The organism is Ensifer sp. R-19 (genome assembly GCF_049905105.1).
In the GTDB taxonomy this organism is placed as follows: domain Bacteria; phylum Pseudomonadota; class Alphaproteobacteria; order Rhizobiales; family Rhizobiaceae; genus Ensifer.
Window position 1 is genome coordinate 1,901,393 of the sequence record NZ_CP184570.1, and the last position, 21,210, is coordinate 1,922,602.

The 21,210-nt window shown below is 63.3% G+C and carries 17 protein-coding genes; 5 read left to right on the forward strand and 12 right to left on the reverse strand.

Features of this window, described 5'->3' with window-relative positions:
• Window positions 1–4 precede the first annotated feature (4 nt).
• Genes ACN9MO_RS28030 through ACN9MO_RS28045 form a run of 4 tightly spaced genes read left to right on the forward strand, consistent with a single transcriptional unit; the run spans window position 5 to window position 3,927 of the window.
• The gene (locus ACN9MO_RS28030) at window positions 5–319 is read left to right on the forward strand and encodes a (2Fe-2S)-binding protein (RefSeq protein WP_112996289.1); all 315 of its coding nucleotides are present in this window, start codon (window positions 5–7) and stop codon (window positions 317–319) included.
• Entirely contained in the window at window positions 312–1,715 is a 1,404-nt protein-coding gene (locus ACN9MO_RS28035) for an NAD(P)/FAD-dependent oxidoreductase (protein ID WP_112996288.1), read from the forward strand. Before ACN9MO_RS28030 ends, ACN9MO_RS28035 begins: the two co-directional genes overlap by 8 nt.
• Window positions 1,712–2,854 carry an NAD(P)/FAD-dependent oxidoreductase gene (locus tag ACN9MO_RS28040; RefSeq protein WP_112996287.1) on the forward strand — a complete coding sequence of 381 codons (1,143 nt, stop codon included), beginning with the start codon at window positions 1,712–1,714 and terminating at the stop codon, window positions 2,852–2,854. The genes ACN9MO_RS28035 and ACN9MO_RS28040 overlap by 4 nt, the downstream gene beginning before the upstream one ends.
• A 17-nt stretch (window positions 2,855–2,871) precedes the next feature.
• Window positions 2,872–3,927 carry an ABC transporter substrate-binding protein gene (locus ACN9MO_RS28045; protein ID WP_113132945.1) on the forward strand — a complete coding sequence of 352 codons (1,056 nt, stop codon included), beginning with the start codon at window positions 2,872–2,874 and terminating at the stop codon, window positions 3,925–3,927.
• A gap of 81 nt (window positions 3,928–4,008) precedes the next feature.
• Here the strand turns inward: ACN9MO_RS28045 and ACN9MO_RS28050 are convergent, their stop codons facing one another.
• Together ACN9MO_RS28050 and ACN9MO_RS28055 are read right to left on the reverse strand one after the other, a co-directional pair.
• Complete coding sequence (locus ACN9MO_RS28050) at window positions 4,009–5,745, reverse strand: peptidoglycan D,D-transpeptidase FtsI family protein (RefSeq protein ID WP_112996285.1); 1,737 nt, start codon at window positions 5,743–5,745, stop codon at window positions 4,009–4,011.
• A 1-nt stretch (window position 5,746) separates the two neighbouring features.
• The gene (locus ACN9MO_RS28055; RefSeq protein WP_113132946.1) at window positions 5,747–8,200 is read right to left on the reverse strand and encodes a penicillin-binding protein 1A; all 2,454 of its coding nucleotides are present in this window, start codon (window positions 8,198–8,200) and stop codon (window positions 5,747–5,749) included.
• A gap of 411 nt (window positions 8,201–8,611) precedes the next feature.
• Here ACN9MO_RS28055 and ACN9MO_RS28060 point away from each other — a divergent pair, with 411 nt between their 5' ends.
• Window positions 8,612–9,535 (forward strand): LysR family transcriptional regulator, encoded by a 924-nt coding sequence (locus tag ACN9MO_RS28060; RefSeq protein WP_057251937.1) that lies wholly within the window; start codon window positions 8,612–8,614, stop codon window positions 9,533–9,535.
• 191 nt (window positions 9,536–9,726) lie between these two features.
• Here ACN9MO_RS28060 and ACN9MO_RS28065 read toward each other — a convergent pair whose 3' ends face one another.
• From ACN9MO_RS28065 to ACN9MO_RS28110, 10 genes are all read right to left on the reverse strand, one after another.
• Window positions 9,727–11,271, reverse strand: coding sequence for a SpoVR family protein (locus ACN9MO_RS28065; RefSeq protein ID WP_057251936.1), 1,545 nt, complete (start codon window positions 11,269–11,271; stop codon window positions 9,727–9,729).
• Between the two features lie 12 nt (window positions 11,272–11,283).
• Window positions 11,284–12,603: a YeaH/YhbH family protein gene (locus ACN9MO_RS28070; RefSeq protein ID WP_057251935.1), complete on the reverse strand. Its 1,320-nt coding sequence runs from the start codon at window positions 12,601–12,603 to the stop codon at window positions 11,284–11,286.
• Between the two features lie 25 nt (window positions 12,604–12,628).
• A complete protein-coding gene (locus tag ACN9MO_RS28075; RefSeq protein WP_034798403.1) occupies window positions 12,629–14,578 on the reverse strand; it encodes a PrkA family serine protein kinase in 1,950 nt (649 codons plus the stop codon).
• A 269-nt stretch (window positions 14,579–14,847) separates the two neighbouring features.
• The gene (locus ACN9MO_RS28080; protein ID WP_425987165.1) at window positions 14,848–15,366 is read right to left on the reverse strand and encodes an alpha/beta hydrolase family protein; all 519 of its coding nucleotides are present in this window, start codon (window positions 15,364–15,366) and stop codon (window positions 14,848–14,850) included.
• Window positions 15,302–15,682, reverse strand: a complete 381-nt coding sequence (locus tag ACN9MO_RS28085) for an alpha/beta hydrolase family protein (RefSeq protein WP_425987166.1) — start codon at window positions 15,680–15,682, stop codon at window positions 15,302–15,304. The genes ACN9MO_RS28080 and ACN9MO_RS28085 overlap by 65 nt, the downstream gene beginning before the upstream one ends.
• A 76-nt stretch (window positions 15,683–15,758) precedes the next feature.
• Window positions 15,759–16,517 (reverse strand): 2-dehydro-3-deoxy-D-gluconate 5-dehydrogenase KduD, encoded by a 759-nt coding sequence (gene kduD / locus ACN9MO_RS28090; RefSeq protein WP_057251933.1) that lies wholly within the window; start codon window positions 16,515–16,517, stop codon window positions 15,759–15,761.
• Window positions 16,501–17,586, reverse strand: coding sequence for an ABC transporter ATP-binding protein (locus tag ACN9MO_RS28095; protein ID WP_057251932.1), 1,086 nt, complete (start codon window positions 17,584–17,586; stop codon window positions 16,501–16,503). Before ACN9MO_RS28095 ends, kduD begins: the two co-directional genes overlap by 17 nt.
• 10 nt (window positions 17,587–17,596) lie before the next feature.
• A complete protein-coding gene (locus ACN9MO_RS28100; protein ID WP_057251931.1) occupies window positions 17,597–18,649 on the reverse strand; it encodes a carbohydrate ABC transporter permease in 1,053 nt (350 codons plus the stop codon).
• Entirely contained in the window at window positions 18,646–19,674 is a 1,029-nt protein-coding gene (locus ACN9MO_RS28105) for a carbohydrate ABC transporter permease (protein ID WP_057251930.1), read from the reverse strand. Before ACN9MO_RS28105 ends, ACN9MO_RS28100 begins: the two co-directional genes overlap by 4 nt.
• Window positions 19,675–19,871: 197 nt before the next feature.
• Window positions 19,872–21,140: an ABC transporter substrate-binding protein gene (locus ACN9MO_RS28110; protein ID WP_112996282.1), complete on the reverse strand. Its 1,269-nt coding sequence runs from the start codon at window positions 21,138–21,140 to the stop codon at window positions 19,872–19,874.
• Window positions 21,141–21,210 lie beyond the last annotated feature (70 nt).

The window sequence follows — 21,210 nt, forward strand, 5'->3', positions numbered from 1 at the left end:
TCCGATGTCGATGCATGCACAATTCCGGCGGCGCTACCGCCTGGACGAGACACCTGTGCCCTTCACGCTGAACGGCGCGGCGGAAAGCGGGCGACGCGGCGACACGGTGCTGACGGCGATCCTCTCCGTCAGTGGCCGTCTGCGTCAGAGCGAATTCACCGGAGAGGACCGGGCCGGTTTCTGCCTGATCGGCGCCTGCCAGGATTGCTACGTGATGTTGGCGAATGGCAGCCGGGTCAGGGCCTGCAGCACGGCGTTGCAGCCGGGCATGGCTTTTATCACCGATCTCGGCGCCATGGCGGAGGTCGCCCATGAGTGAGCCGTTGCAGCCGGTTATCGTCGGTGCAGGCCCCGCTGGCATTCGTGCTGCCGAGCGCCTCGTCCGCGCCGGCCTCAGGCCGATCGTGCTCGACGAAGGCCAGCGCGCCGGCGGCCAGATCTATCGCCGTCCGCTGATCGACGACGGGCGCTCCTACCAGAGCCGCTATGGTTCGGAAGCCGGCAGGGCGAAGAAACTGCACGAGACCTTCGAGGCGCTGCTGCCCGAAATTGACTATCAGCCCGAAACGCTCGTCTGGAATATTTCGGCACCCGAACGTCGCAACCAGCTCGATATTCTCTCAGGCGGTGTCCACCGGCAGATCGGCTTCTCGCAGTTGATCCTCTGCACCGGCGCGACCGATCGCGTGCTGCCGTTCCCAGGGTGGACGACGCCAGGTGTCTATACGCTCGGCGCATCGCAGACCGCATTGAAGGCCCAAGGCTGCACGATCGGCGATCGCGTCGTCTTCATGGGGTCCGGGCCGCTGCTCTATCTCGTTGCCTGGCAATACATGAAGGCCGGTGCGCGAGTACAAGCGGTGCTCGATACTGCACCCCTCGCGTCGAAACGCCACCTGCTTTCGCTTGCCGTTCATGCACCGCGCATTGTCGCGCTCGGTCTCTTCTACGGGCTGCAGCTCCAGCTTGCCGGCGTGAAGATCCGCTGTGGCGTCAGGCCCGAGGCGGTTCTCGGCAAGGGCCGCGTCGAAGGTCTGCGTTTCCGTCGACGGACGCTCAAGGGCGATGTCGTCGAGACGATTGCCTGCGACGCGCTCGCCTACGGCTTTGCGCTCCGGCCGGAAACCCAGCTTGCCGATCTTGCCGGCTGCCGCTTCCGCTTCAACGAGCGCGACCGCGTCTGGCTGCCGGAGCGCGACACCATGGGGCGCACGAGCCGGCCGGACGTCTATGTTGCCGGCGACGGCAGCGGCATTGCCGGTGCGGATGCAGCGGAAATCTCTGGCGAGCTCGCGGCTGCCGCCCTGCTTCAGGACATGGGTCAAAGATCGGCGGATACGACCCGCCTGGTGGCCGCGCGTGACGCGATCCTGCGTCAGCGCGACATCCTCGAACGCGCATTTCCCTTCCCGGACGATTGGTTCGAGACCGTACCGGAGGAGACGATGCTCTGCCGTTGCGAGGAGATCACCATCGCCGAAGGGCGCCGCTCTATTGCGAATGGGTCCGTCACCGAGATCAACCGCCTGAAGGCGTTGAGCCGCGTTGGCATGGGCCGTTGCCAGGGGCGGATGTGCTCTGCTGCTACGGCCGAGCTCCTGAGTGCTGCATGCGGCACCTCCGCCGGCGCGGTCGGCCGTCTACGCGCCCAGGCGCCGGTCAAGCCGATCCCGCTCGGTTTCGGCGCTGGTGTCGAAACGGAGACCCGCTCATGAGCCGGCGCATCTCCGTCGACGTCGCGATCATCGGCGGCGGGCTGGTCGGCAGCTCCGCAGCCCTCGCCATGCGCAAGGCCGGGCTCTCTGTCGCGCTGCTCGACAAAGGTTATTGCGGCGCCCAGGCAAGCGGGGTGAACTATGGCGGCGTGCGCCGGCAGGGTCGCCCTCCGGAGCAATTGCCGCTTTCGCAGCGGTCGCACCGCATCTGGCCGCAACTGAAGGCAATGATCGGCATCGATGCCGAATATGTCCGCTCCGGCCATCTGAAGCTTGCCCGCACCGAGAAGGATTTCGCCAAGCTCGAAGCCTATGCCGAGACCGTGAGGGACTACGGCCTCGGCCTCGAACTCGTCGCCGGATCAGCGTTGACTGAGCGGTTTCCCTGGCTTTCGGCGAAGGCGGTCGGCGCTTCGCTCTGCCCCGATGACGGCCATGCCAATCCGCGGCTGGTGGCACCCGCCTTTGCAAGGGCGGCCGAACGTGCCGGTGTCACCGTGCTTGAGCAGACACCGGTGCGCGAGGTCACAACGACGGGCAACGGCTTTGCCATTCTTGCCGGCGACGGTATCGAGATCCTTTGCCGGCAGCTGGTCAACAGCGCCGGCGCCTGGTCCGATCGCTTTGCCGCCCAGTTCGGAGAGATTGTGCCGCTGACGCGGATCTATCCATCGATGGTGGTCACCGAGCCTTTGCCGCTGCGGCTGCCTGTCAGCATGGGCGAGCAGGGCGGCAGCTTCTATGGCCGGCAGGTGGCCCGTGGCAATTACGTCATGGGCGGCGGCCGCGGCCTGCCACTGGGCGATCCGGACTATTCGCGCCCGTCGGTGACTGCTGCGTCCTCGGTGATGCAACGCGCAATCGCGCTCTTTCCGCATCTGGCGCACGCCCAGGTCATTCGTTTCTGGTCCGGCACCGAGGCGGAGATGCCCGACGGCAACCCGGTGATCGGCCCGAGCGAAACGACATCTGGCCTTTTCCACGCCTTCGGCTTCTGCGGCGCTGGGTTCCAGACCGCGCCCGCCGTCGGCGAGGTGCTCGCAGAGCTCGTCACCGACGGCCACAGCACCACGCCCATCGACGCCTTTTCCATTGGCCGCTTCCGCAAGGTGGCGGTCGAAACTGCAGCCTCGTTGTAAACAGAAAGGGGAATACCATGATCGACCAACGGCTTACCAAAACCACGGCCCTCGCATTGCTGGCCTTTGTCCTGCAGCAGAATGCCGCGTCGGCGGAAACCAAGACGCTCTATATCGGCATGAACGGCGGCAACTTCGAGCGTGCCTATACCGAACACGTTCTGCCGCCCTTCGAGAAGGCGAACGACGTCAAGGTCGTCGTCGTGCCCGGCACCTCCGCCGATATCCTCGCTAAGGCGACGGCCGCCAAGGACAATCCGCAGATGCATGTCATGCTGCTCGACGACGGCGTGATGGTGCGCGCCATCGGCGGCGGCCTCTGCCAGAAAATAGCCGCCGATCCGGTGCTCGACCAGATCCAGCCGTCCGCGCGCCTGAAAGACGACATGGCGATCGGCGTCGACATGGGCATGACCGGGCTTGCCTACAACAAGAAGCTCTTCGACGAGAAGGGTTGGCCGGCGCCGACCTCATGGATGGACATGGCCGATCCGAAGTTCGAAAACGCCGTCGTCTTCCAATCGGCTTCCGCATCGAGCTTCGGCCTGCACGCCTTCCTGATGTTCAACCGCATCCAGGGCGGTGACGAGACCAATGTCGAGCCCGGCTTCGAGAAGTTCTCCGATACGATCGGCAAGAACGTCATCGAGTTCATCCCGAGTTCGGCCAAGATCTCCGAGATGGTGCAGACGGGCGAGGCGGCGATCTTCCCGCTGACGCCGACGGCCGTCAACAATCTGAAGGACAAGGGTATTCCGGTCGAATACGCCCAGCCCAAGGAAGGCTCCGTGGTGCTCGCCGTCACCGAATGCGTGATCGCCAACAACAGCGAGCCGGAACTCAGCCAGAAGCTCGCCCACTACCTGCTTTCGGCCGAGGCGCAGAGCCTGGCGCTCGACAACGGCAACATCATCCCGTCGAACATCAATGCCAAGGCTGGTACGGATGCGGCGAACGCGAAGCTTTCGACCTTCAAGACCAACATGCAGACCGCCAAGGTTCTCGATTGGGATGCAATTAACCAGAACCGGCAGGAATGGAACAAGCGCTGGAACCGCATGATCGAAAGGTAAGCATTAGCTAACCTTTGTTCGCGCATGCACACGCCCTCGTGGAAGCCACGGGGGCGTTGCTGCGTTCAGGCAAGGCGCGCGTCAGAGTGCGCCGTCGATGGGACGGCTGTTGCGTTCGCCCTTGCTCGTCGACGACGGAAAGAGCTGTGAGCCAAAGGCCCCTTGGCTGCTGATATCGGGAAAGCTGACATCGGCGATCTCGAAATCGGGCATCAGCGCCAGCATCGGCAGGATGCGCTCGAAGACCGCGCCGCCGAGCGGCGTTGCGTTCCAACCCGAGGTGCGGAAACCATAGGTTTCCGGCAGGCCCTTCGGCTCATCGAGCAAGGTGAGCAGGAGATAACGCGGGTTATCCACCGGGACGATGCCCATGAAGGACGTGATGTTGAGTTCCTTGGAGTAACGGCCGCCGACGACCTTCTCGGCCGTGCCGGTCTTGCCGCCGATGAAATAGCCTTTGACCTCGGCCCGTTTCGCCGAGCCGGTCTTGGCATTGAGCCGCAGCAGATAACGCAGCGCCTCGCCGGTCTCCGGCTTGATCAGGTCGCGGGCCAGCAGGCGATTTTCGAGCGGTGCGCCCTTGATCAGCGTCGGCCTTATGAGACGGCCGCCATTGACGAGCGCCGCAACTGCGATACTCGCCTGCAGCGGCGTGACGGCGATACCGTGACCGTAGGAGGCGGTTGCCGTATCGATCTCGCCCCAACGCCGCGGCAATTGCGGATGGGCGCTTTCCGGCAGTTCGGTCGTCAGCCGCGACATCTGCCCGAACCGCGTCAGGAACGTCCGCAGATTTTCCGGACCAACGGCAATCGCCATCTTCGCCATCGAAATATTGGAGGAGTAGATGAAGGCTTCGGGCAGCGTCAGCGGCCGATACTGGCCGCGATAGTCGTTGATGCGGAAACGGCCGAAGGCGAGCGGCCTGCTCGCGTCGATGACGGAGCGAAGGGTGAACTGGCCCGAGTCGAGCGCCATCGCCGTCGTCAGCGCCTTGAAGGTCGAGCCCATCTCGAAGGTGGCGGCGGCGATGCGGTTGATGCGATCGGGCTTCAGCGCATCGACAGGCAGATTCGGGTCGAAATCGGGATAGGAAACGAGCGCCAGGATCTCGCCATTGGTGACATCAAGCACCAGCCCGGCGCCCGCCTTGGCGCTGAACTTGGCGATCGCCTTGCGCAGCTCGGTCTCGAGCGCGTGCTGGATGCGGATGTCGAGCGTGACACTCACCGGCTCGAGATTGCGGTGGGAGAGATCCATGCCGCTTTGGCGCAGGACCTCCAGACCCTGTCCCTCGATCCATCTCTCGATACCGGCAATGCCGATATTGTCGATGTCGACGGTGCCGAGCACATGGGCGGCGAGCGATCCGTTGGGATAAAAGCGCTGCTTCTCGCGCTGGAAGCCGATAGCGGGAATGCCGGCGTTCCAGACGGCCTGTTCCTCCGCCGGCGTTACCTGACGCTTGATCCAGGCAAAGGCTGCGCCGCTCTTCAGCCGTCGGTAGAGATCGCGCCCGTCGATGTCAGGGAAGATCGCGGTCAGCTTCTCGACGGCCTCGTCGACATCGACGATCAGCCGTGGTTCGGCATAAAGCCCGGAACTCGGCACATCGATCGCCAGCAGATTGCCGTTCCGGTCGAGGATCGACGGGCGGCCAAGGCTCGGCGGCGGCGGTATGTAGCCGGTCCGCTCATAGTCCGCGACGCCAAGCTGGACGAGGCGCGCGAGCATGAGGCCGAAGACCAGCGCGAAGGCGCCGATGACAAAGAGGAGCCGGCCACGACGATCCGGGCGGGACTGAACCTGACGTACCATATCAATAGAGCCCGTTGCCGTTGGTGAGCAGCTTTTCACGCAGTTCCGGGGAGAGGTCTGGGTCGGCGGTGGCCGACGTGCTCGCCGTTTCGAAACCGTCGATGACGGCGCACCCGCTCATGCAGGGGGCCGTCCCTGGCTTGAAGGATTCGACAATGGCCCCGGGCGTGCCCTCGGGCACAGGCTGGCCGCTCTTCCTGTCGATCGCCTCCAGCATCATGCCTGGTGGCGCGTGGAAATCGGCCGCCGGACGCCCTTGAAGGGCTATCTTCATGAAATCGATGAAGATGGGTGCGGCGAGACCGCCGCCGGTTTCACCATAGCCCATCGGCTTCGGCGTGTCGTAGCCAAGGAAAACGCCGGTGACGATGTTCGGGGTGAAGCCGACGAACCAGACGTCCTTTTCGTCATTGGTGGTTCCGGTCTTGCCGGCGATCGGCACGCCGAGCGAGCCGACATTCCTGGCGGTGCCGCGCTCCACGACACCGCGCAGCATCGAGGTCACCTGATAGGCGGTCATCGGGTCGAGCACATAGTCGCGATCGTCGACCGGCACAGGCTCTTCCTGGCCGGTCCAGTCGGCGCCGTTGCAATCGTCGCAGCGGCGCTGGTCGTGGCGAAAGATCGTGCGGCCGTAGCGATCCTGGATGCGGTCGACCATCGAGGGCGTGACCGCCTTGCCGCCATTGGCGATGACCGCATAAGCGGAGACCAGCCGCAACAGCGTCGTCTCGCCGGCGCCGAGCGACATCGGCAGATAGGGTTTGAGCTCGTCATAGATGCCGAAGCGCTTGCCGTAATCTGCCACGAGATCCATGCCGAGATGCCGGGCGAGACGCACGGTCATCAGGTTGCGACTGTTTTCCAGCCCGACGCGCAAGGTGGAAGGACCGCTGAAGCGCCCGTCGTAGTTCTTCGGCTTCCATGTCCTGCCGGCACCGTCGGCAAGGGCGATCGGCGCATCCATCACCAGCGTCGTCGGCGCATAGCCGTTGTCGAGAGCGGCGGCATAGACGAAGGGCTTGAAGGATGAGCCGGGCTGGCGATAGGCCTGCGTCGCGCGGTTGAATTCCGACTGTACGTAGGAAAAGCCGCCGGCGACTGCGAGCACGCGACCGGTGTTCGGATCCATGGAAACGAGAGCGCCCTGAACGAGCGGCGGCTGCCGCAGGACATAGCCGTCCTCCTGCTTCTCCACATAGACGACATCGCCGGGCGTCAGAACGCCATCGATGCCTGCGGCACAGTTGTGCTTTCCCTTGGCCGAGCGGCAGAGCGCCCAGGTGGCGCCTTTCCGGTCAAGGCCTATGGTCTCTGCCGGGGTGATCCCGTTTGACGCCGTGGACTCCGGGCGGAGACCGATTTCCGCGTCGGCCTTCCCGGCGGCGAGCACCACGCCCAGCCGCCATTCCGGCACGTCGGAAAGCGGCCGGAGCTTGGCGAGCGCCGAAGGCCAGTCCTTGATCGAGGATATTCTGGCGACCGGGCCGCGGTAGCCTTTCGCCTGGTCATAGGCGACGAGGCCCTTGCGTAACGCTTTCATCGCAGCTTCCTGCAGCCGCGGATCGAGCGTGGTGCGCACCGAAAAGCCGGCGGTGTAGAGTGCAGCCTCGCCATACTGGGTGTTGAGCTGGCGGCGGACTTCTTCGGTGAAGTAGTCGGCAGCGGCGACGGCGGGCGATGGCGTGCGCCGATCGACGCCGAGAGGAGCTGCCGCCGCCTGGGCAGCCGCCGCTGCGTCGACAAAGCCGTTCTGGCGCATCTGGTCGATGACCCAGTTGCGGCGCCCCATTGCGCGCTCCGCCTGGCGATCGGGATTGTAATTGTTGGGCGCCTTCGGGAGGGCGGCGAGGAAGGCGGCCTCAGAAACCGAGAGCTCGCTCACCGGCTTGTCGAAATAGGTGAGCGCCGCCTGTGCCACGCCATAGGCGCCGCGCCCGAGATAGATGTCGTTGAGATAGAGTTCGAGAATACGGTCCTTGGAATAGGTCTGGTCGATCCGCAGCGAAAGGATCGCTTCGCGCAGCTTCCGCTCCACCGTCCGGTCGGAAGACAGGAGAAAATTCTTGGCGATCTGCTGCGTGATCGTCGAGCCGCCGATCATGCGACGGCCGGAACCGTAATTGGCGAGATTGGACAGAAGTGCCGTGCCGATGCTCGCAACGTCGATCCCGGGATGGGCGTAGAAATTCTTGTCCTCGGCCGAAAGGAATGCCTGGCGGATGCGGGCGGGGATCGCGCCGATCGGCAGGAACAGCCGGCGTTCGCGCGCGAGTTCTCCGACCATCGTGCCGTCGCCGGCATAGAGGCGGGTGGTGACTGCCGGTTCCCAGTTCGCGAGCGTGCGGTGATCGGGCAGGTGTCGCGTCAACGCTGCGACGACCGTGGCCGCCGCGAGTGCGACGACGGTTACGAGATTGAGGGATGTACCAAGCAGGTTTGCGATGAACTTCATAAGGGCGGAACGGACCTTTGGGATAATAGATAGCCTGGCCGGCACGGATGTCCGTGCGGCTCGCGGCCTGTCTTGGAACGGCATTTGGCTTCGCCGGCATGCGTGATGTCGGCGGCGGAGACGATGCGAGCGGGCGCTATGGCGACTGCATGTCTCCTTAAATCGACATCGATTTGAGGACGAAGACATGCAGTTCTACAGCGACCTTTGCGCGTCTGCTAAGACGCGCGGCGCTGTAGGCGAAACGGCGCATGGGATCGATCCCCGTAAGCGGCGCAATCGGCCGCACCTTCCTGAGCTGATGCTGCCGAGCTACAGCCGCGTCAGCCGATGGAGTTCACCGTAAAGGGATTGTGCCGGAGCAACAAACCACGTTTATTTGCGAGACCCATTAGATGAGTTAGGGCATACATGGTCAGGCCATATCTTCCGCTCAATGCGCTGCGCGCCTTCGAGGCATCGGCGCGGCATTTGAGCTTCACCCGCGCGGCGATCGAACTCTGCGTAACGCAGGCTGCGGTGAGCCACCAGGTCAAACTGCTCGAAAGCCGGCTGAACGTCACCCTGTTCAAGCGATTGCCGCGCGGACTGATGATCACGGCTGAGGGCGAGGCGTTGTTGCCGGTCTTGCGGGATTCTTTCGATCGGATGGCGGATATGCTTGAGCGCTTCGAGGCCGGCCACATTCGCGAAGTGCTGATGATCGGCGCCGTCGGCACCTTTGCCGTCGGCTGGCTGTTGCCGCGGCTTGCCGACTTCCAGGCCAAATACCCGTTCATCGATGTCCGCCTTTCGACCAACAACAACCGGGTCGACATGGCCGCGGAAGGCCTGGATTTCGCCATCCGCTTCGGCGGCGGCTCCTGGCATAATATCGAGGCGACGCGGCTCTTCGAGGCGCCGCTTTCCGTGCTCTGCATTCCCGAGATCGCCGATCGGCTGAAGACGCCCGCCGATCTCCTGAACGAAACGCTGCTCAGGTCCTACCGGGCCGACGAATGGGTGAACTGGTTCGAAGCGGCCGGCATTGCCTATCCGGCGCCGCTGCTGAAGGGCATCGTCTTCGATAGTTCGCTGGCGATGATGGAGGCTGCAGCCCAGGGGATTGGCGTGGCACTCGCGCCCCCACTGATGTTCTCGCGGTTGCTGTCGAACGGCACGATCCGACAGCCTTTCGACGTCCACACCTCGATGGGTAGCTACTGGCTGACGCGGCTGAAATCACGTCCGGTCACGCCGGCGATGCAGGCGTTCAGCGAATGGCTGGCTGCTGCGGCGGCTCAGCAGGCAGCGGCCTTGCCACCGCCTCCGGCACAGGAAGCGCTCGCCGGCTGAAACGGAAGATCTTTTCCTTGAGGAGTAGACTCGGGGTTCCGCCTCGCGGCGCAGCGCGCACGTGCTTGATGCAGCCATAAGGCCAAATAATTCTAATGTCTGCCCTGAATTCTTGTGATGCCCGTTTGTGCCCAACCAAGGCGCCGCCCTTGCCGGCATTAACGGGAAGAGGCAGCCCGCTCGCGTCTTGCTCAGCCATCCTTTGCCGTCGAATATTCATACACTGTGCGGCCGGTTTGCGGGTCGACGCCGGCGAGGCTGACTTCGTAGCCCCAGAGGTGGCGCACATGACGCAATGTCGCGTTACGGCTGCCCTCTTCGAGCACGATGCCGCTCTTGATGTTGTGCTGCAATCGAAGGTGCCGGTCCCCCAGCAGATCGACGTCCATCACCTGAATATCAGGCTGGTTGGCGGCGACGTCGTAGCTGTTGGAAAGCGCCGAGCGAACGGCCGAATAGCCGCGTTCGTTGTGGATCGACGCGACCTCGACAAAACGCTCGGAAGCGCGGTCCGCGAGGTGGAACAGCCGGAATTTGCGCATCACGGCCGGGCTCAGATACTGCAGAATGAAGGATTCGTCGCGGTGGTTGGCCCAGGCATCGCGCAGCGTCTCCATCCAGTCACCGTTGCCGGCAAAGGACGGAAACCAGTCGCGGTCCTCGGCCGTCGGCTCGGTGGCGATCCGCTGGATGTCCTGCATCATTGCAAAGCCAAGCGCATAGGGGTTGATGCCGGGATAGCGCCGGTCGTCGAAATCCGGCTGGAAGACGACGTTGGAGTGGCTCTGCAAGAGTTCCAGCATGTGGCCCTCGCCAATCCGGCCCTGGTCGTAGAGCCGGTTGATGATGGTGTAGTGGACGAAGGTCGCGCAGCCCTCGTTCATCACCTTCGTCTGCCGCTGCGGGTAGAAATATTGCGCGATGACCCGAACGATCCGGAGCAATTCCCGCTGCCACGGCTCCAGGATCAGGCTGTGTTTCTCGAGAAAATAGAGCAGGTTCTCTTCCGGCAGGTTGAGCACCTTCTTGCGCTCGGAAGCGTCTCGCTCGGCTTCGGCCGGGTCGTGGCTCTCGGCCGTCTGCGGCAGCGTTCGCCAGAGATCGCTATAGGTCTGTTCCTCATATTCCAGCCGTTCCCGCGCCCGTTCCCGAACCTTTTCGGAGGAGAGCCGCGGCGGCCGGCGATAGCGGAAGACGCCCTGGTCCATCAGCGCATGGGCCGAATCGAGGATCGCCTCGACGGCGGCGGTGCCGTGCCGCTCCTCGCATTTGGTCACGTACTTCTTGGCGAAATCCATGTAGCTCAGGATCGCGCCGGCATCGGTCCACTGGCGGAAGAGGTAGTTGTTCTTGAAAAAATGATTGTGGCCGAACGCGGCATGCGCCGTGACCAGCGCCTGCATCGCCATCGTGTTTTCTTCCATGAGATAGGTAATGCAGGGATTGGAATTGATCACCAGCTCATAGGCGAGGCCGCGGTGCCCCTTGCGATAGTGGTGCTCCTCATAGGCGAAGCGCTTGCCGAAGGACCAATGCTGGTACATGAGCGGCATGCCGACCGAGGAATAGGCGTCGAGCATCTGCTCGGAGGTGATGATCTCCAGCTGGTTCGGGTAGACGCTGAGGCCCATTTCCTCAAGCGCGACTTGCTCGATCGCGTCATAGGCACGCGAAAGGGTCGTGAAGTTCCAGTCCGAGCCCTGGAACAGGAGGCCTGAAGTCGCACGTCGAGCCATCCGGTCGTCCCCTCATTTCCGGGTGCGTGTGGCCGGCTGCCGGGCAAAGAGCCTGCGGAAGACCGGGTAGATATCGGCGGGCTTGGCGATGCGCGTCATCTGGAAATTCGACTTCTCGCCATCCACCGTGCGATAGGCGCGCCAGAGCGCGGTGCCGTTGTCCGTCGATCCGAAGATTTCCGTCTCTCGCTCGTCGATGATCTCGACATAGGCGTAGTACTGGCAGAGCTTCGTCAGCTTCTCCCGGAGCAGCGCTGCGCAATGCTCGCTGTCGCCGATGATGTTGTCGCCGTCGGAGGCCTGCGCGGCATAGATGTTCCAGATCTGCGAGGGGTAGCGGTCCTCGATGATCCTGATCATCTCCTCGAGCGCGGTCGAGACGATCGTGCCGCCGCTCTGGGTGCTGTAGAAGAACGTCTCCTCGTCGACCTCGCGGGCCTCGTCCGTGTGGCGGATGAAGACGATGTCGATCCGTTCGTAGCGCCGCTTCAGGAACAGGTGCAGAAGCACGAAGAAGCGCTTGGCGAGATCCTTTTCGCGTTCGCCCATGGAGGCCGAGACATCCATCAGGCAGAACATCACCGCATTGGCGTTCGGCAGCGGCTGCTGTTCGAAGCGGTTGAAGCGGATGTCGACCGGGTCGACATAGGGAATGCGCCGCCGCTTGCGCTCGATCCTCTCCAGTTCGCTGCGAAGCTCGCTGAGCCTCTGGCGGTCCTTCGGTGAAATCTCCGGCGCCGCCTCCAGCCGCGCGATCTCCTCGGAAAGGACGGTCAGTTCCTTTTCCTTGGGCCGATGCAGCGCCATGCGCCGGCCGAAGCTGTTGCGCATCGTCCGCCCGACATTGATGTTGGTCGGCGTGCCGGCGGTGGCAAAGCCTGCGCGACGCGGTTTGAACGTCACAGTTTCCTTGAGGCTGAGCTTGACCATGTCGGGCAATTCCAGATCCTCAAAGAAGAGATCCAGCACCTCTTCGCGCGACAGGATGAACTGGAAGTCGTCTTCGCTTTCTCCGGTCCCGGGGCGGCCCTTGCCGCCTCCACCCCCACCCGCTTCCGGCTTCGGCAGGCGGTCGCCGGCCGAAAACTGCTTGTTGCCGGGAAGCACATAGTTACGTTCGCCGCTCCCGCGGGCCGGCTGGAATGTCGGCTCACTGGCACCGTCGGTCGGCATCGGTACGCCGTGCGCAGCATCGACGTCGATGATCCTGTCGGATTTGACTTGTTCCTTGATGACCCGCTTGAGTTCCTCGCGGGCCCGTTTCAGAAAACGCTGTCGGTTGCCGAGGCTCTTATCCTTCGGATTGAGCCGCCGGTCGATGAAATTCGGCATATACCAATCCCCTGCTTCGGCATCGTCAGCCCGCCTTGTTGACCCGCATGTACCAATCGACCAGCCGCCGGACCTGACGCTCGGTATAGCCGCGTTCGGTCATGCGCTGGACGAATTCGGCATGCTGCTTCTCGGAGGCGCTGTCCTTCTTCGAGCCGAAGCTGATGACCGGCAGCAGGTCTTCGACCTGGCCGAACATGCGCTTCTCGATCACGTCGCGAAGCTTCTCGTAGCTCGTCCAGGAGGGGTTGCGCCCATGGTTCTTGGCGCGGGCGCGCAGGGTGAACTTTACAACCTCGTTGCGGAAGTCCTTGGGGTTGGCAATGCCGGCCGGCTTTTCGATCTGCGACAGCTCGCTGTCGAGGATCTCCCGGTTGAGGATCTGCCCAGTGTCGGGATCCTTGAAGTCCTGGTCTTCCAGCCAGGCGTCGGCATAGGCGATGTAACGGTCGAAGAGGTTCTGACCGTATTCGCTGTAGGATTCGAGATAGGCCTTCTGGATTTCGTGGCCGATGAATTCGGCGTAGCGCGAGGCAAGCTCGGACTTGATGAAATCGAGATAGCTCGCCTCGGTCTCCTTCGGGAACTGTTCGCGGCGGATCGCCTGTTCCAGGATATACATGAGGTGCACGGGATCGGCCGCGACCTCCTTGGTGTCGTAGTTGAAGGTCTCGGACAACACCTTGAAGGCAAAGCGGGTGCTGATGCCGGTCATACCCTCGTCGACGCCGGCGGCGTCGCGATATTCCTGAACGGACTTCGCCTTGGGATCGGTGTCCTTCAGGTTCTCGCCATCATAGACCCGCATCTTGGTATAGAGCGGTGAGTTCTCGTGGCGGGCAAGCCGGGTCGAGACGGTAAAGCGGCTGAGGCTTTCCAGCACTTCCGGCGCGCAGGGGCTCTTGGTGAGCTCGCTTTCGCGCAGCAGCTTCTCGTAGATCTGCCGCTCCTCGGTGACACGCAGGCAGTAGGGCACCTTGACGACCAGGATGCGGTCGAGGAAGGCCTCGTTGTTCTTGTTGTTCTTGAATTGCAGCCATTCCGATTCGTTGGAATGCGCAACGACGATGCCCTGGTAGGGGAACCCTCCGAAGCTTTCAGTGCCGTTGTAGTTGCCTTCCTGGGTCGCCGTCAGCAAGGGATGCAGGACCTTGATCGGTGCCTTGAACATTTCGACGAACTCGAGCAGCCCCTGCGTCGTGCGGTTGAGGCCGCCGCTGTAGGAATAGGCGTCGGGGTCGGCCTGGCTGTAGTTTTCAAGCTGGCGGATGTCCACCTTGCCGACCAGCGAGGAAACGTCCTGGTTGTTCTCGTCGCCGGGTTCTGTCTTCGCGATCGCCACTTGGCGCAGCCGCGATGGCATCAGCTTGACCACACTGAACTTGGAGATATCGCCGTCGACTTCGTCGAGCCGCTTCGTCGCCCAGGGCGAAATCAGACCGGTCAGACGGCGCCTGCCGATCCCGTATTTGTCTTCCAGCAAGTCGGCCATGCGGTCGGGGTGAAAGAGGCCGAGGGGGGATTCGAAGACGGGGCTGACCTTGCCGCCGACTGCCAGCGTGTAGATCGGCTGCAGCTCCATCAGTTTCTTCAGCCGCTCGGCGAGTGACGACTTGCCGCCGCCGACCGGTCCGAGCAGGTAGAGGATCTGTTTGCGCTCCTCGAGCCCCTGGGCAGCGTAGCGGAAGTAACCGACGATCCGCTCGATCGTGTCTTCCATGCCGTAGAAATCGGCGAAGGATGGATAGATCTTGACGGTACGGTTTGAAAAGATGCGGCCGAGACGCTCGTCCGCGCTGGTATCGATCAGGGTTGGATTACCGATGGCAGTGACCATCCGCTCTTGCGCGGTGGCATACATGCTTTTGTCGTCGCGACATGCGAGGAGGTATTCTTGAAGGCTGATTTCTTCTTGCGCTGCACTGGTATAGATCTCCGAGAAGAGATCAAAAACGTCGCATTCGCTCTTTTGCATCATGCTCTCCCGCGGCCGCTGGCTGAGACGGGGATCGCTGCTTATCGGCTCGCTCATTCGAATAAACGGCGTCCCATGCGCAATGTTCCCTCAGAGTACTCGCTTTCTGGTGATTCTCGAAGGGGTTGTTTCGATGAATGAAAAATCGTGACTGCGACATCACAAAATCCTGATCGGACCGGTGGTGGTGGGGCAAGAAGGTCGGCACGATCGACCTTCGCGAAGCCTGAAAGCCGTGCTTGCCGCCCGCGCACGAAGAGTTGGTTTCCTCAACCGCTGACTGGCGTGCCGAGGTGGTGGGAGAGGAAGGCCAGAACCGCCTCCCGCATGGTCAGCGTTTCGACGTGGCCGATGCCGGGCTCTGCAACCAAGAATAAGTTGCGCTCGGCGCCAGCCGCCCGATAGGCGGCGCGCGTTGCGGCATGGGCCCGCTCCACCGCTTGTGGCGGCGTCAGCGGATCGTCGAGCCCCACACAGATCAATTGTGGCCGCGGGGCAACGAGCCCGGCGATTTCGCCAGTCGAGGTCTCCGCGAGCAGACCGGGGATCGTGAGATAATGGCCGTGCAGATCGTGAGCGCCGGTTGCGACGAGCGTGGCGAAATCCGCATAGCAGCAGAGGTGGGCGATTGCCGCGATCCGGGGGTCGAGCGCAGCCAGGAAGTAGGAAAGGGTGGCGCCCATCGAGATCCCGGTCATGCCGATGCGCGCGGGGTCGACGTCGTTACGCATTGAAAGCCAAGTGAGCGCTGCCTGCTGCTCGGAAAGCATCTGGCCGAAAAGGGTCATACCAGAGGGCAGCCTTTGTCGCGGCGCTCTCTCTTACGATCGAGCGCTCTCCGAACGTCGGCATGTCGATGCACAGGGTAACGAAGCCGTGCTCCGCGAGAACGGGCCCGGGCGGGCTGAGCAGTGCCGGCCGGCCATCAAGCAGTTCGTTCGCACCGATCTCGTAGCGTCCGCCATGGGCATGGGCGTAGAGGATCGCTGGTCGAGGCCCGTCGTTGACGGGTGGTCGTGTCAGAAAGCCGCGGATTTCAGCGCCGTTGCGAGGTGTGCGAAAGCTCAGCCTCTCGACGATGTAAGAACCACGATCCTCCATCACGCAGACATCCAGGAACCGTATCAGCGAGACCGAGAAGCGTGCGCAGGCGCTCGGCGGAGAAGGACATTGGTGGCGCCTAGCGAACTAGCCAGCCGCCATCGACCGGCAGCACCGTTCCGGTGACATAGCCGGAGGCGGGTGCTGCGAAGAAGAGCACGGCGGTCGCGAGATCGTCGGGCGTGCCCCAGCGCCCCATCGGAATGCGGGCGGAGATCTGGGCGTTGCGATCGGGGTCGTTGCGCAGCGCCTCGGTGTTGTCGGTCGCCATGTAGCCCGGGGCGATCGCATTGACGGTAATCCCGCACGGCGCAAGCTCGTTGGCCATCGCCTTGGTGAGGCCGGCGATGCCGTGCTTCGAGGCGGCATAGGCCGGCACGCGAATGCCGCCCTGGAAGGTCAGCATCGAGGCGACATTGACGATCCGGCCGGCGCGTCCGGTCGAAACCATGTGTCTCGCTGCGGCCTGCGACAGCAGAAAGGCCGCCTTCAGGTTGACGTCGAGCACGCTGTCCCAGTCGTCCTCGGAATAGTCGAGCAGGTCGGCGCGGCGAATGATGCCGGCATTGTTGACGAGGATGTCGATGCCGCCGAGGGCAGCCACGACGTCGCCGATCGCCGACGCCGCGTCGAAAGGCCTGGAGAGATCGACGGTCAGTTCGTGAAAGCGAACACCCGCCTCTCGTACCAGCACTGCCGTCTCCGGCATGGGCGTCGAACCGAGGGCGGCGATATCGGCGCCGGCCCGCGCCAACGCCAGAGCCATGCCCTGGCCGAGGCCGGTACGGGCGCCGGTGACGAGGGCGGTCTTGCCTGTGAGGTCAAACAGCGCGTTCAAGGCGAAGCCCCTTGTCGTTGAAGAGATGTATGGGGGCAGCCGCGAGCGACAGCCTGATTTCCGATCCCGGTGCCAGGTCATGCTGACCGGGGGCGACGACCAGGATCTTCTGGCCGGCGACATCGGCATGCAGCACGGTTTCGGAACCGAGCGCCTCGACGAGGCGGATCTTGGCGGGAATGCCGCTTTCACCGGTATCAAGCGTGATGTGCTGCGGCCGGACGCCGAGCGTGATGGGCGAGCCGGCTGCAGCTGCTGCGTCGGCGATCGGAACCTGCAGCCGGTGGCCGCCCTTCAGCGTTGCGACCGCCGAACCCGTGCCGGCCGCTTCCAGCGTGCCTTCGAGGAAATTCATGTGCGGCGAGCCGATGAAACCGGCGACGAAGCGGTTGGCCGGCTTGTTATAGAGTTCGAGCGGCGTGCCGATCTGCTCGATGCGGCCGGCGCGCAGGACGACGATGCGGTCGGCGAGCGTCATCGCCTCTACCTGGTCGTGTGTCACATAGATCATCGTTGCCGACAGCCGGGCGTGAAGGGCCGCAAGCTCGGCGCGGGTGGAGCCGCGCAGTTCAGCGTCGAGGTTCGACAGCGGCTCGTCGAGCAGGAAGGCAACGGGGCGGCGCACGATCGCGCGGCCGATCGCGACGCGCTGGCGCTGGCCACCCGAAAGCTGCCCGGGCCGGCGCTCGAGATAGGGCTCGATCTCCAGCATGCGCGCGGCTTCCCCAATACGCTCGGCGATCTCCGTCTTCGGCATGCGGGTGTTTTCGAGGCCGAAGGCGAGGTTCTGGCGCACGCTCATATGCGGATAGAGCGCGTAGGACTGGAAGACCATGGCGAGGCCGCGGTCGGCGGCCGGCACGTCGTTGACCACCTTGCCGTCGATCGCGAGTTCTCCGCCGGTCGGCTTTTCCAGCCCGGCGATCATGCGCAGCAGCGTGGACTTGCCGCAGCCGGAGGGGCCGACGAAGACGACGAGCTCGCCGTCCTTGATATCCAGGTTGATGCCATGAAGCACGTCGACGGCGCCGAACGACTTGGTCACATTGGTAAGCTTGATGTGGCCCATGGGTGCCCCCTTATTTCAGTCCGGTGCCGGCAATGCCGGTGGTGATGAAGCGTTGCAGGAAGATGAAGACCAGGACGACCGGGATCATGGTCACGACCGTCATGGCGAGAATGAAATGCCACTGCACGTTCAGCTCGCCGGAATAGATGCTTAAGCCCACCTGCAGCGTATAAAGCTCCTTGCGGGAGAGCACGATCAGCGGCCAGAGGAAGTCGTTCCAACGCCAGACGACGGAGAAGATCGCAAGCACAGCGAGCGCCGGTGCCGTCAGCGGCAGGATGATGCGCCAGTAGATCTGCCACTCCGATGCCTTGTCCATGCGCGCGGCGTCGATCAGCTCGTCGGGGATGGTCAGCATGTATTGGCGCAGGATGAAGACGCCGGTCGGCGTCGCGACCGTCGGCAGGATCACCCCCCAGAGATTGTTGAAGAGGCCAAGCGCCGAGACGATCGAATAGAGCGGCACCATGATCACCGAGAGCGGCACCATCAGGGTGGCGAGGATCAAGAGCATCGCGAAGGTGCGGCCGCGAAACTCGTATTTGCTGAGCGCGAAGGCGGCCATCGAATTGACGATGAGCGTAATCACCGTCGCCGTCACCGTGACGAAAACGGAGTTCCAGAGATAGCGGACGAAATCGAAATGGGTGAAGGGCTCGCTGTAGTTCGAGGTGGCGAAGGACATTGTGCGCACCGGCGTGCGCTCGGCGATGTTGACCTTGACGATCTCGGTCGGCTTCTCCGGCGCGACCATCTGGCTGACGATGCCGATGCGGCGAACCTCGGCGAGCACCTTCTTGCTGCCATCCGGCAGCGTCACCTCGTAGAGATCGAGCGGCTTGTCGTAACCTTCGACGGTCGCCTTCTGCGTTACATAGGGCATGATCGTCGGCGGGAATTCGGCAAGGGCTGCCGGCGACTTGAAGGAGGAGCCGACGAGCCAGACGGCCGGGCCGAACATGATGAAGAGACCGCCGATGAGCCAGACCCAGGTGACGATATCGGTCCAGTGCCAGCCATTGCGGCCGCGACGTCGAAAGATGAATTCGGCAAGACGGCTCATTTTCGGGCTCCCTTCTTCTCGCCTTTGCGGCCAAGGCCGAGCTGGACCAGGGTGAGGACAACCAGCACGGCGCCCATCAGGATCGAGGCGGCTGCGGCAAGGCCGGGATTGCGCAACTGCGTCGCGAAGCCGGTCTCGTAGATGTATTGCGTGATATAGAGTGTGCTGGTGCCTGGGCCCCCGCCGGTCAGCACGTAGATCTCGTCGAAGATCTGCACGGCGCGGATAAGCACGAGCACGATGACGACGAGCAGGTTGGGCATCAGCAGTGGCAAGGTGATGCGCCAGAAGGCGCGCGCCGGACGGGTGCCGTCCATCTCGGCCGCTTCATAGAGATCCTTCGGGATCGCCTGCAGGCCGGCAAGCAGGATCAGCGTGTAGAAGCCCATATGCGCCCAGATCGAAACGCCGACGGTTGCCGCAAAGGACCAGTTGCGATCATTGAGCCAAGTATGCGGCTCGAGGCCGAGGCTGTAGAGGCCGAAATTCAAGAGCCCCTGTCGCTGCAGGATCCACTTCCAGATGAGGCCGACGACCACGGGCGACAGGAGCACCGGGAAGAAGAACACCGCCCGCCAGAAGCTGCGCGCCATCAGGTCGCGGTTGAGGATCAGCGCCGTCACCAGCGAAAACAGGATCATCAGGGTGACCTGCAGCACCACGAACCAGGCAGTGTTGCCGACGGCGGTCCAGAAGGTGTCTTCCGCGCAGCTGTTCGGGTTGGTGTAATTCACGCAATCGAAGAGGCGCGCATATTGGTCGCCGCCTACGAAGCTTCGGTCGGGGAGGAAGAGGGCGGTTCCGCCGGTCATGGAATAGGCGAAGTTGATAAAGAACGGCAGCAGCACGAATATGCCGAAGATCAGCATGTTCGGCAGCAGGAAGAAGGTCGCCATGCCGCCGATGCCGAGCCGGCGCTGCACGAACCGCAGCGGCGCGTCGACGGCGCCCATCAGCAGTCGTACGGGCACCATGACCGCCTCGCCAAGGCGTGAGCCGCCTCCTCTTGGAACATCTGCCTTCATCGTTTGCTACCTCGCCACCGGTCGCGCTTTGTAGCGCAACGATCGTCGCCGGATTGTGATCTGCTGCCCGCAAGAGACGGGCAAGCGCTGCTTGCCGGATGTCAGCATTATGTAAGCTAATGCTTACTGGTGTGTCGGCGGCTGATCCGACGGCATGATACGTCACACCGTCGGAAACCGGGTATCGATCGCCCGGATCAGTTGCCGCTATCTTTCACCTTGGTGGCGATATCGCTATCGATGCGCGTGAACGCTTCGTCGACTGTCATCTCGCCGGCAGCAGCCTGGCTGACACGGGTGACGAGCGCGCCGTAGACGGCGTCGGACCAGAGCCAGCCGGGCAGCTTGCGCGCCTCGTCGGAGAGCGACTTGCTCGCCTCGACGAAGCCGTTGAGCGCCGCCTTTGCCTGGGGGTCGTCGGTCCTGAAGTCGAGCTCCTTGGCAAGCACGCCCTTATGCGCAGGCAGGAACAGGGTGCGCTCGGAGAACTCCTTCACGATCGGTTCGCTCGCGAGATAGTCCATCACCTTGGCCACTTCCTTCGGGTTCTTGGTGTATTTGACCGCCACCAGACCGGCGCCGCCGGTCATGCCGGTGCAGTTTGAGGGACCGCAGGGGCTGCCGGTCGCCACCCAGTCGAAGTTGGTGCCGATCTTCGTCGAGAAGTTCGGAACCTGCCAGGAACCGGAATAGTAGTAGACGAGCTGTCCGTTGATGAAGTCGTCGGCGGCGGCGCGATAGGTGGAGCCGGCGGCCGAAACCCAGACGTCCTTGCTCATCGTGCCGTCGGCAACCCAGCCGACGAAGGTCTTCAGGAAGTTCTTCGAGCCATCATCAAGCGGCGCCGGCTTGCCGTCGGCGCCGATATAGTTGCCGCCATAGGCAAGGTTCGGGCCGCTGAGGCGGTGACCGGAGCGGTCGAGCGCCATCGGGAAGGGAACCTGCTGGTTTTCTGCCACCTGCTTGGCTGCCTTCGCCCAGTCGTCCCAGGTCGCATCCTTGCCGGGGATCGCGACGCCCGCCTGGTCGAACAGCGTCTTGTTAGCAAAGCCGCCGGCAATCGTGATCTGGGTCATGAAACCAGAGATCTGGTTCGATCCGTCGGGGCGCATCCAGTCTGCCTGCCCGCCGAAATTCTCGTCCCAATAGGCGGCGTCGGCGACCAGCGGCCTAAGGTCGAGCCAGTGCTGGCTCTGGGCCTTGAGGTTGGTGACGCGAGCGATGTCGGGGCCGTTGCCGGCTTCGAGCTGCACCGGCAGCTGCTCCTTGACGACGCTGTAGGACACGTTGTCGAGGATCACGTTGATCCCGGGGTTCTCCTTCATGAAGCGGTCGAGCAGGTCCTTCAACACCTCGCCTTCGACGCCATCGGAGTACCACATGATGCGCACGTCGCCGGCCATTGCCGCCGTCGACGTCAGGAGCCCGACGGCGAGCGCCGCGAGCATCTTTCCGGTCTTCTTCATTGTCTTTCTCCTCCACTTATCTAGGCGAGCGTCCTCCCGCTCGTTTGGGGCTTGCGCCGGCTTCCCCGGC

Excerpts from the sequence above, each read along its gene's own strand:
- ACN9MO_RS28030 (WP_112996289.1), top strand. The coding sequence starts at position 5 with ATGTCGATGCATGCACAATTCCGGCGGCGCTACCGCCTGGACGAGACA.
- ACN9MO_RS28035 (WP_112996288.1), top strand. The coding sequence starts at position 312 with ATGAGTGAGCCGTTGCAGCCGGTTATCGTCGGTGCAGGCCCCGCTGGC.
- ACN9MO_RS28040 (WP_112996287.1), top strand. The coding sequence starts at position 1,712 with ATGAGCCGGCGCATCTCCGTCGACGTCGCGATCATCGGCGGCGGGCTG.
- ACN9MO_RS28045 (WP_113132945.1), top strand. The coding sequence starts at position 2,872 with ATGATCGACCAACGGCTTACCAAAACCACGGCCCTCGCATTGCTGGCC.
- ACN9MO_RS28050 (WP_112996285.1), bottom strand. The coding sequence starts at position 5,745 with ATGGTACGTCAGGTTCAGTCCCGCCCGGATCGTCGTGGCCGGCTCCTC.
- ACN9MO_RS28055 (WP_113132946.1), bottom strand. The coding sequence starts at position 8,200 with ATGAAGTTCATCGCAAACCTGCTTGGTACATCCCTCAATCTCGTAACC.
- ACN9MO_RS28060 (WP_057251937.1), top strand. The coding sequence starts at position 8,612 with ATGGTCAGGCCATATCTTCCGCTCAATGCGCTGCGCGCCTTCGAGGCA.
- ACN9MO_RS28065 (WP_057251936.1), bottom strand. The coding sequence starts at position 11,271 with ATGGCTCGACGTGCGACTTCAGGCCTCCTGTTCCAGGGCTCGGACTGG.
- ACN9MO_RS28070 (WP_057251935.1), bottom strand. The coding sequence starts at position 12,603 with ATGCCGAATTTCATCGACCGGCGGCTCAATCCGAAGGATAAGAGCCTC.
- ACN9MO_RS28075 (WP_034798403.1), bottom strand. The coding sequence starts at position 14,578 with ATGCAAAAGAGCGAATGCGACGTTTTTGATCTCTTCTCGGAGATCTAT.
- ACN9MO_RS28080 (WP_425987165.1), bottom strand. The coding sequence starts at position 15,366 with ATGACCCTTTTCGGCCAGATGCTTTCCGAGCAGCAGGCAGCGCTCACT.
- ACN9MO_RS28095 (WP_057251932.1), bottom strand. The coding sequence starts at position 17,586 with ATGGGCCACATCAAGCTTACCAATGTGACCAAGTCGTTCGGCGCCGTC.
- ACN9MO_RS28100 (WP_057251931.1), bottom strand. The coding sequence starts at position 18,649 with ATGAGCCGTCTTGCCGAATTCATCTTTCGACGTCGCGGCCGCAATGGC.
- ACN9MO_RS28105 (WP_057251930.1), bottom strand. The coding sequence starts at position 19,674 with ATGAAGGCAGATGTTCCAAGAGGAGGCGGCTCACGCCTTGGCGAGGCG.
- ACN9MO_RS28110 (WP_112996282.1), bottom strand. The coding sequence starts at position 21,140 with ATGAAGAAGACCGGAAAGATGCTCGCGGCGCTCGCCGTCGGGCTCCTG.